This window comes from Achromobacter veterisilvae (assembly GCF_037619525.1).
Taxonomy (GTDB): Bacteria; Pseudomonadota; Gammaproteobacteria; order Burkholderiales; family Burkholderiaceae_B; genus Achromobacter; species Achromobacter veterisilvae.
Genome location: NZ_CP148753.1, coordinates 1,931,506 through 1,945,625, shown reverse-complemented (window position 1 = coordinate 1,945,625; position 14,120 = coordinate 1,931,506). Strand labels below are relative to the sequence as shown.

Here is a 14,120-nt window from a genome sequence, read left to right as displayed (position 1 = left end):
GCGTTAGCGTTTCTTGGGAGGTTTCGGTGTGGATTTGGTTTTGGTTTCCGACGGCGGCAACGGGGCCAGCGCCAGGGCGAAACCATTCGGATAGCGCAGGTCGGCCTGCGTCACGGTGCGCCCTTCCAGGCGCCCCGCCACGGCGGGCCACGCCTGCACAAAGCGTTGAATACGGGCCGCGAACGGCAATGCGCCCGGCAAGCCGTGCGGGTCGGGCGCATCGGCGCCCGGATCGCGTCCCAGGTCCAGCGACATGCCGTTGGACAGCACGACGCGCCAGGCGTAGCGCGGGCTCAGCTCCAACTGCTTGACGTGCATGTCCAGCGGGGCGAACCAGCGCGCCAGTTCGGCATAGCGCTGCACGACCAGCGACTCGGTGCCCTCGGGGCCGGAGAACTGCGGCAGCACGGTCTCGTCGTCCACCTCGCCCGTGTTGGCCGTGAACGCCTCGCCCCAGGTGTTGATCATCTGGTTCTCGTTCCACAGCGCCAAAGGCTGCTGTTCCTCGATCCGCACGCGCAGCACGTTCGGCCAGATCCGCCGCACGGTGGCATGCCGGACCCACGGAACCGACTCGAAGATCTCCCGCGCGTCGTCCAGGTCCACCGTGAAGAAGTTGCCCCTGAAGCGGCCGGCGATCGCCGATCGCACCGCCCCCGGCGACACATAGTGCAGCTCGGTGTCCGGCATGGACTCCAGCTCGATGGCCGACAGCGTGAAGAACGGGCGTTGCGCTACCCACACCACGCCCGCGATGAGCATGGCGCAAACCGCCAGCACGGCCAGCGTGTTGGCGATCAGGTTGGTAGTGCGAGCGTCGTTCCACACAGAGTATCCAGGTCAAGCGTTGCGGGCGGGGCTGCGCACCTTGCACGCAGCCTCGGACAAAATCGCCACGCACAGATCGGCATAGCTGATCCCCACCGCCTTGGCGGCCATGGGCACGAGTGAATGGCTGGTCATGCCAGGCGAGGTATTCATTTCAAGCAGCCACGGCCGGTTGTCCCGGTCGAGGATGAAGTCGGCGCGGCCCCAGCCTTCGCAGTCCAGCGCCCGGTACGCCTTGACGGCGATCTCGGCGACTTCCTCCGCCACTTCGGGCGGCAGGGTGGCCGGGCAGAAGTACTGGGTATCGTCGGAGAAGTACTTGTGCTCGTAGTCGTAGTTGCCGCCGGGCGCGGCGATCTCGATCACGGGCAGCGCGCGCGCGGTCTTGCCGCCGCCCAGCACCGCCACGGTCAGCTCGCGGCCGGTGATGAACTGCTCGGCCAGCACCTCGCTGTCGAAGCGCGCGGCCGCGGCGTAGCCTTCCTTCATGTCGGAATAGCCCACCACCTTGGTGATGCCCACGGTCGAGCCCTCGTGCGGCGGCTTGATGATCAGCGGCAGGTTCAGGCGGTCCGGCACCAGGCGCAGTTCGGTGTCCGCGTCCAGCACTTCGAATGCGGGCGTGGGCAGGCCGTGCTGCAACCACACGCGCTTGGTCATGGTCTTGTCCATGGCAAGCGCCGAGGCCAGCGGGCCGCTGCCGGTGTAGGGGATGCCCAGCAGCTCCAGGGCGCCCTGGATCGTGCCGTCCTCGCCATAGCGGCCGTGCAAGGCGATGAACACGCGGTCGAAGCCCTGCGCCGCCAGTTCGGACAGGCTGCGCTCGCCGGTGTCGAACAGGTGCGCGTCCACGCCGGCGCTGAGCAGCGCCTGGTGCACGCCCGCGCCCGACATCAGGGACACCTCGCGCTCGGCGGAACGCCCGCCGTACAACACACCCACTTTGCCGAATTGCGTGCTCATGCCAGCTCTCCTACCTGGGCGGGGACCTTGCTGATCGAACCCGCCCCCATGACAATCACGACGTCGCCGTCACGCACGAAGTCCACCACGGTCTGCGGCAGCTCCGCCACGTCTTCGACGAACACGGGCTCGACCTTGCCGGCCACGCGCAGCGCGCGCGACAGGGCCCGGCCGTCGGCCGCCACCAGGGGCGGCTCGCCCGCGGCGTACACCTCGGTCAGCAGCACGGCGTCCGCCGTGCCCAGCACCCGCACGAAATCCTCGAAGCAATCCCGCGTCCGCGTGTAGCGGTGCGGCTGGAACGCCAGCACGATGCGGCGGTCGGGCCAGGCGCCGCGCGCGGCGGCCAGCGTGGCCGCCATCTCCACCGGATGGTGGCCGTAGTCGTCGATCACCGTGAAGGTGCCGCCGCCGTGGCTGGCCGGCACCGGGAACTCGCCCGTCTGGGTGAAGCGGCGGCCCACGCCCTTGAACGAGGCCAGCGCGTCCCGGATCGCGTCGTCGGACACGCCCAGTTCGGTCGCCACCGCGATCGCCGCCAGCGCGTTGCGCACGTTGTGCAGGCCCGGCAGGTTCAGTTCCACTTCCAGCGGCGGCAGCAGCGTGTCCATATAGGTGCGCTGCACGTTGAAGCGCATGCGCGTGCCGGCCGGCTGCACTTCATAGGCCCGCACCTGCGCGTCTTCGTTCAGGCCGTAGGTCGTGATCGGACGCGACACGAAGGGCATGATCTCCCGCACGTTCGCGTCGTCCGAGCAGAGCACGGCGCTGCCATAGAACGGCAGGCGCTGCGTGAACTCGATGAAGGCGCTCTTCAGGCGCGCCACGTCGTGCCCGTAGGTATCCATGTGATCGGCGTCGATGTTGGTCACGATGGCCATCACCGGCAGCAGGTTCAGGAAAGAAGCGTCGGATTCGTCGGCCTCGACCACGATGTAGTCGCCCTGCCCCAGCCGCGCATTGGCGCCGGCCGAATTCAGGCGGCCGCCGATAACGAAGGTCGGATCCAGTTCGCCGGCGGCGAGCACGCTGGCCACCAGGCTGGTCGTGGTCGTCTTGCCGTGGGTCCCGGCAACGGCGATGCCGCGCTTCAGGCGCATCAGCTCGGCCAGCATGATGGCGCGCGGCACGACCGGGATGCGCGCCGAACGGGCCGCGATCACCTCGGGGTTGTCGCCGGCCACCGCGGTGGACGTCACGATGGCGCCGGCGCCGGTGACGTTGCTGGCCGCGTGGCCGATGGCGATCTTCACGCCCAGGCCGGCCAGGCGGCGCGTCACGGCCGACTCGTTCAGGTCGGAACCGCTGATCGCGTAGCCCAGGTTGAGCAGCACCTCGGCAATGCCGCTCATGCCCGAGCCGCCGATGCCTACGAAATGGATATGTTGAATTCTGTGTTTCATGATGAACGCCCCGCTGCTTGTTCACAGACGTCGGCGATATGGGCCGCCGCTTCGGGGCGCGCATGCGCGCGGGCCCGTTCTGCGACGGCTTGCAGTTCTTGTCGGGAACGCTGGCCCAGCCAATCCGCCAGCCACTCGGGCGTCATGGCGGATTGCGGCTGCAGCCAAGCGGCCTGCGCGTCGCTCAGAAAGCGCGCGTTGGCGGTCTGGTGGTCATCGATGGCATGCGGCAGCGGCATGAACAGCGCCGCGACGCCGGCCGCGGCCACTTCCGACACCGTCATGGCGCCCGCGCGGCAGATCAGCAGATCGGCATCGCCCATGGCGCCGGCCATGTCGTCGATGAACGCGCGGCAGTCGGCCTGGACGCCCGCCTGGGCGTAGGCCTGCTGCAGCGCGGGCAAATGTTGTTCGCCGGCCTGGTGGATCACCGTCGGGCGGCTGTCCTGCGGCATGCGCGCCAGCGCCTGCGGGACTATCGTGTTCAGGGCTTGCGCCCCCAGGCTGCCGCCCACGACGAGCATGCGCAGCGGGCCCGTGCGCGCCGCATAGCGCCGCGCCGGATCCGGCAGCGCGCACAGTTCGGCGCGCACCGGGTTGCCCATGGCCTCGCCCTTGGGCAATACATCGGGGAATCCGCTGAGCACGCGGCGCGACATCCTGGCCAGGCATTTGTTGGCGGTGCCGGCCACGGCGTTCTGTTCGTGCACGACCAGCGGCGTGCCGCGCAACGCGGCGATCACGCCGCCCGGGAAGGCCACATAGCCGCCCATGCCCAGCACCACGTCCGGGCGCACCTCGGACAGCCGCGCCCAGGCTTGCGCAAAGGCGCGCAGCAACAGGAACGGCAGCTTCAGCAGGGCGGACACGCCCTTGCCGCGCACGCCCTGGAAGCGCAACGGCACCAGTTCGATGCCGCGCGGCGGCACCAGCCTGCCTTCCATCTTGTCGGGATTGCCCAGCCACAGCACGCGCCAGCCGCGCCCGCGCAGCACGTCGGCCACGGCCAGGCCGGGCATGATGTGCCCGCCGGTGCCGCCGGCCATGATCAGGATGGTGCGGGACGCGGTCATACCCGTCCTCCGCGCATCATGATGCGGTTTTCCACGTCGACCCGGATAAGCATGGCCAGGGCGCACAGGTTCATCACCACGCCCGAGCCGCCATAGCTCATCAGCGGCAGGGTCAGGCCCTTGGTGGGCAGCAGGCCCAGGCAGACGCCCATGTTGATGAAGGCCTGCACGCCGAACCACATGGCCACGCCATGCGCCACCAGGCCCGCGAAGGTGCGTTCCATGGCGATGGCCTGGCGGCCGATGTCGAAGCCGCGGTACACGATGATGGCGAACAGGGTAATGACCAGCATCACGCCGGCAAAGCCCAGTTCCTCGCCCACCACGGCCATCAGGAAGTCGGTGTGCGCCTCGGGCAGGTAGTGCAGTTTCTCGACGCTGGCGCCCAGGCCCACGCCCAGCCATTCCCCGCGGCCCAGCGCGATCAGCGAATGCGATAGCTGGTACGCGCTGCCGTAGGCGTTGTCTTCGTTCCAGGGATCCAGGTACGCGAACAGGCGCGCGCGGCGCCACGGCGACAGCCAGATCAGCATCAGGAAAGTGCTGACCAGCACGGCCAGCAGGCTGCTGAAGTACTTGCCGTTGATTCCGCCCAGGAACAGGATGCCGATGGCGATCGCCACGATCACCATGAAGGCGCCCAGGTCGGGCTCCAGCAACAGCAGCATGCCCACGCCGGCCAGCGCGAACGCCATGGGCAGGAAGCCGCGGGCGAAGGCCTGCATGTGTTCCTGCTTGCGCACGGTGTAGTCGGCGGCGTAGAGCAGCGCGGCCAGCTTCATGAGTTCGGAAGGCTGGAAGTTGAGCGGCCCCAGCGGGATCCAGCGGTGCGCGCCGTTCACTTCGCGGCCGATGCCCGGGATCAGCACGGCGACCAGCAGGATGATGGCCAGCACGAACATCGGCACCGCCATGCGCTGCCAGACGCGGATGGGAATCGCCAGCACCACGGCCGCGCCGACCAGGCCGGCGCTGATGAACAAGCCATGGCGGATCACGAAATAGTAGCGTCCATAGGACGCGTAGCGCGGGCCGTCGGCCAGCGCGATCGACGCCGAATACACCATCAGCAAGCCGAGCAGCAGCAACGTCGACGCCGCGATGACCAGCGGCAGATCGAAGTTGCGCATGCGGGTACGGCCGGGCCGTACGGCGTTGACGCTGGCGGTGAGATCGGCGATGAGGCTCATGCCACCTCTCCCCGGTCGCGGGCCAGGTCTTCGACCTCTTCCACGAACACCTGCCCGCGATGCGGGTAGTTGCGGAACATGTCGAGGCTGGCGCAGGCCGGCGACAGCAGCACGGCGTCGCCGGGCTGCGCCAGGTCGGCTGCGCCGCGCACGGCGTCGCGCAGCGTATCGACGGCCACGCAATTCACGCCCGTCGAAGCCAGCACGCGTCCGATCTCGGGTCCGTCCACGCCGATCAGCATCACGGCGCGCGCATGGCGCGACACCACGGGGATCAGCGGCGAGAAATCCTGGCCCTTGCCCTGCCCGCCGGCGATCAGCACGACCGGCTGGCCCAGGCCTTCCAGCGCGGCCACGGTGGCGCCGACGTTGGTGCCCTTGCTGTCGTTGATGTAGTCCACGCCGCCGATGGTGCGCACGAACGCGGCGCGGTGGGGCTCGCCGGCGTATTCGCGCAGCGCGCGCAGCATGGCGCCCCAGCCGAGGTCCAGGCAGCGGGCAAGCTGCAGGGCGGCCAGCGCGTTCAAGGCATTGTGGATGCCGCGGATGCGCAGGGCATCCACCGGCATCAGGCGGCTCATGCGGCCCTTGGCCCGCACGGGCTCGGGCGCGTCCTTCTTGCGGCGCGGAGGCGGCGCGGGCTCGTCGAAGTCGTTCGGCTCGCTTGCCACCAGCCAGGCCACGCCCTGGCCCAGCTCCAGGCCCATGTCGCCGACCAGTTCCGGCACGTCGCGGCCGAAGCTGCGCACGTTCATGGCGTTCAGGGCGGGCACCATGCCGACCGTGTACGGGTCTTCGCGGTTCACGATGGCCACGCGGGCCATCTTCAGCAGGCGCGCCTTGGCGTGCGCATAGGCTTCCATGCCGCCATGCCAGTCCAGATGGTCCTGCGTGACGTTCAGCACGACGGCCGCGTCGGCCATGAGCGAGCGCGTCGTTTCCAGTTGGAAGCTGGACAGCTCCAGCACCCAGACTTGCGGCAGCGAATCGGCATCCAGCGCCGCCATCAGCGCGGCCAGCGCCGCGGGGCTGATATTGCCCGCCGCCACGACCGACAGGCCGCTGGCCTCGATCAACTGGCGCGTCAGCGCGGTGACGGTGGTCTTGCCGTTGGTGCCGGTCACGGCCAGCAGGCGCGGCCGGTACTCGCGCGTCTCGGCCAATTCAGCCAGGGCGCGCGCAAACAGTTCGATCTCGCCGACGATCTCGATGCCGCGGGCTTCGGCCTCGCGCAGCAGATTCGCGGCGGGGGCCTGCGCCGGCACCAGGCCGGGGCTCAGCACCACCTGGTCCACGCCATCGAGCAGCGCCGTGTCGAAGGACTCTTCGCAACCCAGGCGGTATTCCACCTCGCTCTGCGCCAGCGTCTCGCGCAGCGCGGCCAGCCCACCCGGTTCGGCGCGCGTGTCGGCCACGCGCAGGCGGGCGCCCTGGCGGGCGCACCAGCTTGCGGCGGCCGCGCCCGTCTCGCCCAATCCGAGGATCAGGACGAGCGGCGCGCCGGCACGGGAGGTTTCCATCGTATTCATCGCAACTTCAGGGTAGAGAGGCCAATCAGCACCAGCATCATGCTGATGATCCAGAAACGCACGACCACCTGGGTTTCCTTCCAGCCGCCCACTTCAAAGTGATGATGCAGCGGGGCCATGCGGAAAATGCGTCGACCTGTTCCATAACGTCGCTTGGTGTACTTGAACCAAGTCACCTGGATCATCACGGACAGCGTCTCGACCACGAACACGCCGCCCATGATGAACAGCACGATTTCCTGGCGCACGATGACGGCGATGGTGCCCAGCGCGCCGCCCAGCGCCAGCGCGCCGACGTCGCCCATGAAGACCTGCGCCGGATACGCGTTGAACCATAAAAACGCCAGCCCGGCGCCGCCGATCGCGGCGCACAGCACCATCAATTCCGATGCGCCGGGGATGTAGGGGAACAGCAGGTACTTCGAATAGTCCACGCGGCCGACCACGTAGGCGAAGATGCCCAGCGCGCTGCCCACCATCACGGTGGGCATGATGGCCAGGCCGTCCAGGCCGTCGGTCAGGTTCACGGCATTGCTGGTGCCGACGATGACCGCCCAGGTCAGCGCGACGAACCCCAGCACGCCCAGGGGGTAGCTCACCGTCTTGAAGAACGGGACGATGAGGTCGGCGCGCGTCGGCAGCGACATCGTGAAGCCGCTGCCCACCCACGCCTTGAACAAGGGCCACAGCTCGGTATTGGCCGGCGCCGACACGGCGAACGCCAGGTACACCGCGGCCACCATGCCGATCGTGGCCTGCCAGAAGAACTTTTGCCGCGCCGGCATGCCTTCCGGATCGCGATAGACCACTTTGCGGTAATCGTCCATCCAGCCGATCCAGCCGAAACCGAAGGTCACCAGCAGCACCACCCACACGAAGCGGTTGGTCCAGTCCGCCCACAGCAAGGTGCTGATGGCGATCGAGATCAGGATCAGCACGCCGCCCATCGTGGGGGTGCCCGTCTTGACCAGGTGGGATTCCGGGCCGTAGGAGCGCACGGCCTGGCCGATCTTCATTTCGGTCAGTTTGCGGATCACGCGCGGGCCGGCCACCAGGCCGATCAGCAGCGCCGTCGCGCACGCCAGGACCGCGCGCAGGGTGATGTATTCGAACACCCCCAGCGCGCGCACATCATCGGAAAGCAAACGGGCGATTTCAAGCAGCATCGTGCTCTCCCTGCCCCTTGGCCGCCGTGCCTTCATTCGTGGAAAAAGCCGTCACTACCCGCTCCATGCGCATAAAGCGCGATCCCTTTACCAATACGCAGGACGGGCGCAAGCCGCGCAACGCGGCAACCACTTCGTCTACCGATGCGCAGGCGTGCGCGCCCTCTCCGAATGCGGCCGATGCCGCCCGGCTGGCGTCGCCTAGCGTGATGAGCGCGTCGAGCCCCTGCTCGCGCGCGTAATTGCCCACTTCGACATGCATGGCGGGGCCGTTGTCCCCGACCTCGCCCATGTCGCCCAGTACGAGGACGCGCGTGCCGGCGATGCGCGCCAGCACGTCGATGGCCACGCGAACCGAATCGGGGTTCGCGTTGTAGGTGTCGTCGATGAGCAAGGTTCCGTCGCTCATTTTCTTGTGCTGCATGCGGCCCGAGACGGGGCTGAAGCCCGCCAGCGCGCGCACCGCGCTGTCCAGCGGCACGCCCGCCGCGATGGCGCTGGCGATGGCCGCCAGCGCATTGCGCAGGTTGTGCAGGCCGGGCACCGGCAGCGCCAGGTCGGCGGTGCCGACCGGCGTCACCACGCGGCAGCGCGTGGCGTCCACGTCGGCCAGGATCTGCTCCGCATAGACGTCCAGGCCCGGCTGCAAGCCGAAGCGCAGCACGCGGCGCGGCTCGGCCAGGGCATCCCAGACCGTGGAATACGGCTCGTCGCCCGGATAGACGGCCACGCCGTCCTCGGGCAGCGCGGCGATCGCGGCGCCGTTCTCGTGCGCCACCGCTTCCACGCTGTGCATGAATTCCTGGTGCTCGCGCTGCGCGTTGGTCACCAGCGCCACCGAGGGCGCCGCCATCGCGGCCAGTTGGGCGATTTCGCCGGGGTGGTTCATGCCCAGCTCGAACACCGCCGCGCGGTGCTCGGGGCGCAGGCGCAGCAGCGTCAGCGGCACGCCGATGTCGTTGTTGAGGTTGCCCGCGGTGGCCAGGCGGCCCGCCTCGCCGCGCCAGTCGGCCAGCATGGCCGAGATCATTTCCTTGGTCGTGGTCTTGCCGTTGCTGCCGGTCACCGCGATCACCGGCAGGGAGAACTGCGCGCGCCAGGCCGCGCCGATGCGCATCAGCGCCACGCGGGTGTCGCCCAGCACCAACTGCGGCAGCCGGGCGCCGGCCACGGCGTGCGCCACCACGACCGCGCAGGCGCCGCGCGCCTCGGCCTGGTCCAGATAATCGTGCGCGTCGAAATTCTCGCCCACCAGCGCCACGAACAGTTCGCCCGCGCCGATGCGCCGCGTGTCCGTGGACACGCCCCTGGCCTGCGGCAGCAGCATGGCGAGGCGGGCCCACTCGCGGTCGTCGAAGGGCAGTTTCTCGCCCCCGATGTCCTGGTAGGTTTCGTGCCCCTTCCCGGCCAGCAGCACCACGTCTTCGGGCGACGCCGCCCAGATGGTCTGCATGATGGCGCGCGCGCGGTCCACCTGCACGTCGGCGCGCGCGGACGCGGGGATGCCGGCAAGAATCTGCTGGACGATGGCGTCGGGCGATTCGGTGCGCGGATTGTCGCTGGACACGACCACGCGGTCGGCCAGGCCCGCGGCGATGCGGCCCATCTCGGGCCGCTTGCCCGGATCCCGCTCGCCGCCGCAGCCGAACAGGCAGACCAGGCGGCCGGAACGCGCCCCCGCGACGCCGCGCAAGGCGGTCAACGCCCGCGACAGGGCGTCGGGCGTATGGGCGTAGTCCACCACCACCAGCGGACCGCGGCCCGTGCCGGCCTGCGCGCCGTTGGAGCCCAGCGGTTCCACGGTCTGCAGGCGTCCATCGACGGGATCGGTCGCCGCCAGTTCGCGCGCGATCTGCGCGAACGGCAAGCCAAGCTGATACAGCACGCCCGCCACGAGCAGCAGGTTGGAGACGTTGTGCGCGCCCAGCAGGCGCGTCACGATCTGGGCCTCGCCATGCGGCGACACCAGCGTGAAGATCTGGCCCTGGGACGTGGCCTGGAGATCGCGCGCGCGCATGGCGGCGGGGATCTCGGGCGCATCGCTCAGGCTGTAGCCCATCGCCATGCCCGCGGGCAGGCTCGCGATCAGGCGGCGCCCGGCCTCGTCGTCCGCGTTGACCACGGCGGCGGTCAGGCCCGGCCAGCGGAACAGGCGCGCCTTGGCCGCTTCGTACCGCTCCATGGTGCCGTGATAATCGAGATGGTCGCGCGTCAGGTTGGTGAACGCCGCCAGCGCCACGCGCACGCCGTCCATCCGGCCCTGCTCGATGCCGATGGACGAGGCCTCCATGGCCACGGCCTTCGCACCCGCGTCGCGCATCGCGGCCAGCGTGCGGTGCACGGTCAGCACGTCCGGCGTCGTCAAGTCCCCGCCCAGCGTGCGGCCGTCGGGCAGCACGGCGCCCAGGGTGCCGATGGTGCCGCAAGGCTTGTCGTTGCGGCTCAGCGCGTGCGCGATCCATTGCACCGACGAGGTCTTGCCGTTGGTGCCCGTCACGGCCACCACCGCCAGCGCGGCGGACGGCCGGCCATACCAGGTGTCGGCCAGGTCGCCCAGCAGGTCGCGCAGGCCGGCCACCGGCAGCATGGGGGCCTGCGCCGCCGCGGCCTCGATGGCTACGCTGGCGGGCGCTTCGAACAGGACCGCGCTGGCGCCCAGCGCCAACGCCTTCTCTATATAGAGGCGTCCGTCGCTGGACAGGCCCGGGCAGGCGACGAACACGTCGCCCGGCTCGATCTCGCGGGAGTCCAGCTTGAGGTGCGCGGTCAACGGCACGCGCGCATGCAACCACGCCACGATTTCGGCAACCGTGGCGACAGGGGAAGAAGAGAGGAAGCCTTTGGCGCTCATCTGCCTGGCTCCTTGAGACCAGCAACAATAGTGGATTCGAAGGGCGCGTCCGGACGCACCCCCATCAGCCGCAGGCTCCCCCCCACGATCTGGGAGAACACGGGCGCGGCGATCGCGCCGCCGTAATAGCCGCCGACCGTCGGTTCGTCGATGGACACGGCCACCACGATCTTCGGGTCCGACACCGGGGCGAAGCCCACGTACGAGCTACGGTAGCGCTGCATGCTGTACTTGCCGTCGACGATCTTGCGCGCGGTGCCGCTCTTGCCGGCCACGCGGTAGCCCTGCACCTGGGCGGCCTTGGTGCCCTCGGGGCCGGCGGCGGCCTCGAGCATGCCGCGCACCAGGCCGGCCGTCCTGGGCGTGTAGATCTTGACACTGGTGGGATCGCTGTCGCGCTTGACCAGGGTCAGCGACACCATGTCGCCATTGCGGGCGAAAACGGTATAGGCGCGCGCCACCTGCAGCAGCGACACCGACAGGCCGTAGCCATAGGCCATCGTGGCCTTCTCGATCAGGCGCCAGCGGTCCCACGGCCGCAAGCGGCCGGGCGCGGCGCCGGGGAATCCCACCTGGGGCGCCTGGCCCAGGCCCAATTCGGTGAAGCGGTCCCACATTTCACGGGATTCCAGCTTCTCGGAGATCATCGTCATGCCGATGTTGCTGGACTTGCGCAGCACGCCGGCCACGTCCAGCGTGCCGTTGCGGCTCACGTCGCTGATCGTGCTGCCCTGGTACTGGAAGCGGCCGTTGCCGGTCTCGAACAGGGTCGTGGTGCTGATGCGGCCCAGGTCCAGCGCCAGCGCGGCGGTGAACGGCTTCATGATCGAGCCCGGCTCGAACGTATCGGTGATCGCCTGGTTGCGCAGATTGGCGCCGTGGAAGGTTTCGCGCTTGTTGGGATCGAAGGTCGGGACGTTGGCCAGGGCCAGGATCTCGCCCGTATGCACGTCCACGACCACCGCGGTCGCGCCCTTGGCCTGGTGCTTGTCCATGGCGTCTTTCAGGGCCTTGAACACCAGGAACTGCAAACGGGTATCGATGGACAGGCGCAAGTCGCGGCCGTCCACCGGCAGCGTGACGGCCTGCACGTCTTCGATCACGCGGCCCAGCCGGTCCTTGATGACGCGGCGGCTGCCCGGACGGCCGGAGAGCTGCTGGTTGAACGTCAGTTCGACGCCTTCCTGCCCCTGGTCCTCGACGCTGTTGAAACCCACCACGTGGGCCATCACGTCGCCGTCTGGATAATAGCGGCGCGTTTCGGGCTGCTGGTGCACGCCAGGCATGCCCAATTGCTTGATCTTGTCGGCCACGTCCATGGAGACCTGGCGCTTCAGGTAGACGAAATTCTTGTCTTCATCGACGAGGCGGTGGCGCAGGTCGGCCGCGGGCGTTTCCAGCAGCTTCGCCAGGGTGTCCAACTGGGCCGCGGTGGCCTGCTTGGCGTCTTCGGGGATGGCCCAGATGGCGCGCGCCGGCACGCTGGACGCCAGCACGGTGCCATTGCGGTCCATGATCTTGCCGCGCGTGGCGGCCAGGGTCAGCGTGCGCTCATAGCGCCGCTCGCCCTGCTGCTGCAGGAATTCGGTGGACAGCCCCTGCAGGAACAGGGCGCGGCCGGCCAGCACGGTGAAGCCGCCGAACAGCAGGATCAGCACCAGGCGCGCGCGCCACGTGGGCAATTGCCCGCGCAGCACGGGGTTGTCGAAGAAGGGGACGCGTTTCATTGCGCGCCTCCGCCGGCCGGGACTGGCGCCTGGTTCATATAGAGCGTGCGGTCCGGAACGATGGAGATCATCTTCAGGCCGTCGCGCGCGATGGCGTCCACCCGCGCATTGCGGGCCAGTTCGGCGCGAGCGAGCTGCAGGCGCCGCCAATTGGTTTCGAGGTCGCGCGCCTGCGCCTGATCGCGGCCCAGCTCGACGAAGAGCTGGCGCGACTGATACCGGCTGGTGACCAGGGAAATGGCCGACAGCATCAGCAAAGCCGCAACGATCAGGTTGACGCGACCCATTAGCGGCGCCCTCCCTTGCCGCCGCGCCGGGGCGGCGGAGCCAGGTCGCTGCCCGGCAGGGAACCGATCTTCACGAACGCGAAGCCGCCCTCGGCGGGCAGCGGCGTCTCCGTGCGTTCGGCAACGCGCAAAATGGCGGAACGGGCGCGGGCATTGGCCGAGACTTCGTCGTCTTCGGCCACCACGCGCCCAAGGGAACGCAGCACGGGCTGGGGCATTTCGCTTTCGCGCAGCGGCAGGCGCGCATGCGCGGCAGCCGGACGAGCCGCCGCCGCGATGCACTGCTTGACCATGCGGTCTTCAAGCGAATGAAAACTGATCACCGCCAATCTCCCCCCCGGAGCCAGCAGGTCTAGAGCTGCCGCGAGGGTGCGCGCGAGCTCTTCGAGTTCCCGATTGATGTAAATCCGTAGAGCTTGAAAGGTGCGTGTGGCCGGATGCTGCCCCTTTTCGCGCGTGCGGACGGCGCTGGCGACGCACTCGGCAAGCTCGAGCGTGGTGCGCAGCGGCCTTGTTGCGCGGCGAGCAGCAATCGCCTTTGCAACCTGAAAAGCAAACCGTTCTTCGCCATAATCCGCTATGACCTCCCGCATCTCATCCACACTGGCTTGCGCCAGCCAATCCGCCACCGTGGGACCACGAGTGGTGTCCATCCGCATGTCGAGCGGGCCGTCTCGCATGAACGAGAAACCGCGCTCGGCATCGTCGATCTGAGGCGAGGAAACGCCCAGATCCAGCATCACGCCATCGACCTTGCCGATGCCGAGCTGCTCCAATTCTTCGGCCATGGTGGCAAAGCCGCCATGCACCACGGTGACCCTCGGGTCCGCCGCCGCCAAGGCATTGGCTACGGCGATCGCCTCCGGATCCTTGTCGAACACGACCAGCCGCGCGTCCCGGCCCAGGCGGCCGAGGAGTTCGCGGCTGTGCCCGCCACGCCCGAAGGTGCCGTCGACGAAGACACCGTTCTCCGCTCGCGTAGCCGCAGCCGGCCCGGCTTGCTCTTGCGACCGTGCCGCGCCCTTGCCGCCGAAGCCGGCCAGCAATAGCGCGTCCACCGTCGGCTCCAGCAAGACGGGCCGATGTTCGAATTCCATAACTTT

The 14,120-nt window shown here is 68.8% G+C and carries 11 protein-coding genes; all 11 read right to left on the bottom strand.

The features are described 5' to 3' along the window. Positions 1 to 3 precede the first annotated feature (3 nt). From WHX56_RS09050 to rsmH, 11 genes are read right to left on the bottom strand one after another with little or no spacing between them, the layout of a single operon-like run. Positions 4 to 828, bottom strand: coding sequence for a cell division protein FtsQ/DivIB (locus WHX56_RS09050; RefSeq protein WP_129239266.1), 825 nt, complete (start codon positions 826 to 828; stop codon positions 4 to 6). A 12-nt stretch (positions 829 to 840) separates the two neighbouring features. Beyond that, a complete protein-coding gene (locus WHX56_RS09045; protein WP_129239267.1) occupies positions 841 to 1,791 on the bottom strand; it encodes a D-alanine--D-alanine ligase in 951 nt (316 codons plus the stop codon). Then, positions 1,788 to 3,194 carry a UDP-N-acetylmuramate--L-alanine ligase gene (gene murC / locus WHX56_RS09040; RefSeq protein WP_129239268.1) on the bottom strand — a complete coding sequence of 469 codons (1,407 nt, stop codon included), beginning with the start codon at positions 3,192 to 3,194 and terminating at the stop codon, positions 1,788 to 1,790. The genes WHX56_RS09045 and murC overlap by 4 nt, the downstream gene beginning before the upstream one ends. After that, positions 3,191 to 4,267: an undecaprenyldiphospho-muramoylpentapeptide beta-N-acetylglucosaminyltransferase gene (murG, locus tag WHX56_RS09035; RefSeq protein ID WP_287755519.1), complete on the bottom strand. Its 1,077-nt coding sequence runs from the start codon at positions 4,265 to 4,267 to the stop codon at positions 3,191 to 3,193. Before murG ends, murC begins: the two co-directional genes overlap by 4 nt. Continuing rightward, positions 4,264 to 5,457 carry a putative lipid II flippase FtsW gene (gene ftsW, locus WHX56_RS09030; RefSeq protein WP_129239270.1) on the bottom strand — a complete coding sequence of 398 codons (1,194 nt, stop codon included), beginning with the start codon at positions 5,455 to 5,457 and terminating at the stop codon, positions 4,264 to 4,266. Before ftsW ends, murG begins: the two co-directional genes overlap by 4 nt. Further along, on the bottom strand, positions 5,454 to 6,986 hold the full coding sequence (gene murD / locus WHX56_RS09025) for a UDP-N-acetylmuramoyl-L-alanine--D-glutamate ligase (protein ID WP_338881023.1): 1,533 nt from the start codon (positions 6,984 to 6,986) through the stop codon (positions 5,454 to 5,456). The genes ftsW and murD overlap by 4 nt, the downstream gene beginning before the upstream one ends. Further along, positions 6,983 to 8,152: a phospho-N-acetylmuramoyl-pentapeptide-transferase gene (gene mraY / locus WHX56_RS09020; protein ID WP_129239272.1), complete on the bottom strand. Its 1,170-nt coding sequence runs from the start codon at positions 8,150 to 8,152 to the stop codon at positions 6,983 to 6,985. The genes murD and mraY overlap by 4 nt, the downstream gene beginning before the upstream one ends. Next, positions 8,142 to 11,003, bottom strand: coding sequence for a bifunctional UDP-N-acetylmuramoyl-L-alanyl-D-glutamate--2,6-diaminopimelate ligase MurE/UDP-N-acetylmuramoyl-tripeptide--D-alanyl-D-alanine ligase MurF (gene murF, locus WHX56_RS09015; protein ID WP_338881022.1), 2,862 nt, complete (start codon positions 11,001 to 11,003; stop codon positions 8,142 to 8,144). Before murF ends, mraY begins: the two co-directional genes overlap by 11 nt. Further along, on the bottom strand, positions 11,000 to 12,730 hold the full coding sequence (locus WHX56_RS09010; protein WP_338881021.1) for a penicillin-binding protein 2: 1,731 nt from the start codon (positions 12,728 to 12,730) through the stop codon (positions 11,000 to 11,002). The genes murF and WHX56_RS09010 overlap by 4 nt, the downstream gene beginning before the upstream one ends. Next, the gene (gene ftsL, locus WHX56_RS09005) at positions 12,727 to 13,017 is read right to left on the bottom strand and encodes a cell division protein FtsL (protein ID WP_129239275.1); all 291 of its coding nucleotides are present in this window, start codon (positions 13,015 to 13,017) and stop codon (positions 12,727 to 12,729) included. Before ftsL ends, WHX56_RS09010 begins: the two co-directional genes overlap by 4 nt. After that, a complete protein-coding gene (gene rsmH / locus WHX56_RS09000; RefSeq protein ID WP_129239276.1) occupies positions 13,017 to 14,114 on the bottom strand; it encodes a 16S rRNA (cytosine(1402)-N(4))-methyltransferase RsmH in 1,098 nt (365 codons plus the stop codon). Before rsmH ends, ftsL begins: the two co-directional genes overlap by 1 nt. Positions 14,115 to 14,120: the final 6 nt, after the last annotated feature.

Excerpts from the sequence above, each read along its gene's own strand:
- WHX56_RS09045 (WP_129239267.1), bottom strand. The coding sequence starts at position 1,791 with ATGAGCACGCAATTCGGCAAAGTGGGTGTGTTGTACGGCGGGCGTTCC.
- murC (WP_129239268.1), bottom strand. The coding sequence starts at position 3,194 with ATGAAACACAGAATTCAACATATCCATTTCGTAGGCATCGGCGGCTCG.
- murG (WP_287755519.1), bottom strand. The coding sequence starts at position 4,267 with ATGACCGCGTCCCGCACCATCCTGATCATGGCCGGCGGCACCGGCGGG.
- ftsW (WP_129239270.1), bottom strand. The coding sequence starts at position 5,457 with ATGAGCCTCATCGCCGATCTCACCGCCAGCGTCAACGCCGTACGGCCC.
- murD (WP_338881023.1), bottom strand. The coding sequence starts at position 6,986 with ATGAATACGATGGAAACCTCCCGTGCCGGCGCGCCGCTCGTCCTGATC.
- mraY (WP_129239272.1), bottom strand. The coding sequence starts at position 8,152 with ATGCTGCTTGAAATCGCCCGTTTGCTTTCCGATGATGTGCGCGCGCTG.
- murF (WP_338881022.1), bottom strand. The coding sequence starts at position 11,003 with ATGAGCGCCAAAGGCTTCCTCTCTTCTTCCCCTGTCGCCACGGTTGCC.
- WHX56_RS09010 (WP_338881021.1), bottom strand. The coding sequence starts at position 12,730 with ATGAAACGCGTCCCCTTCTTCGACAACCCCGTGCTGCGCGGGCAATTG.
- ftsL (WP_129239275.1), bottom strand. The coding sequence starts at position 13,017 with ATGGGTCGCGTCAACCTGATCGTTGCGGCTTTGCTGATGCTGTCGGCC.
- rsmH (WP_129239276.1), bottom strand. The coding sequence starts at position 14,114 with ATGGAATTCGAACATCGGCCCGTCTTGCTGGAGCCGACGGTGGACGCG.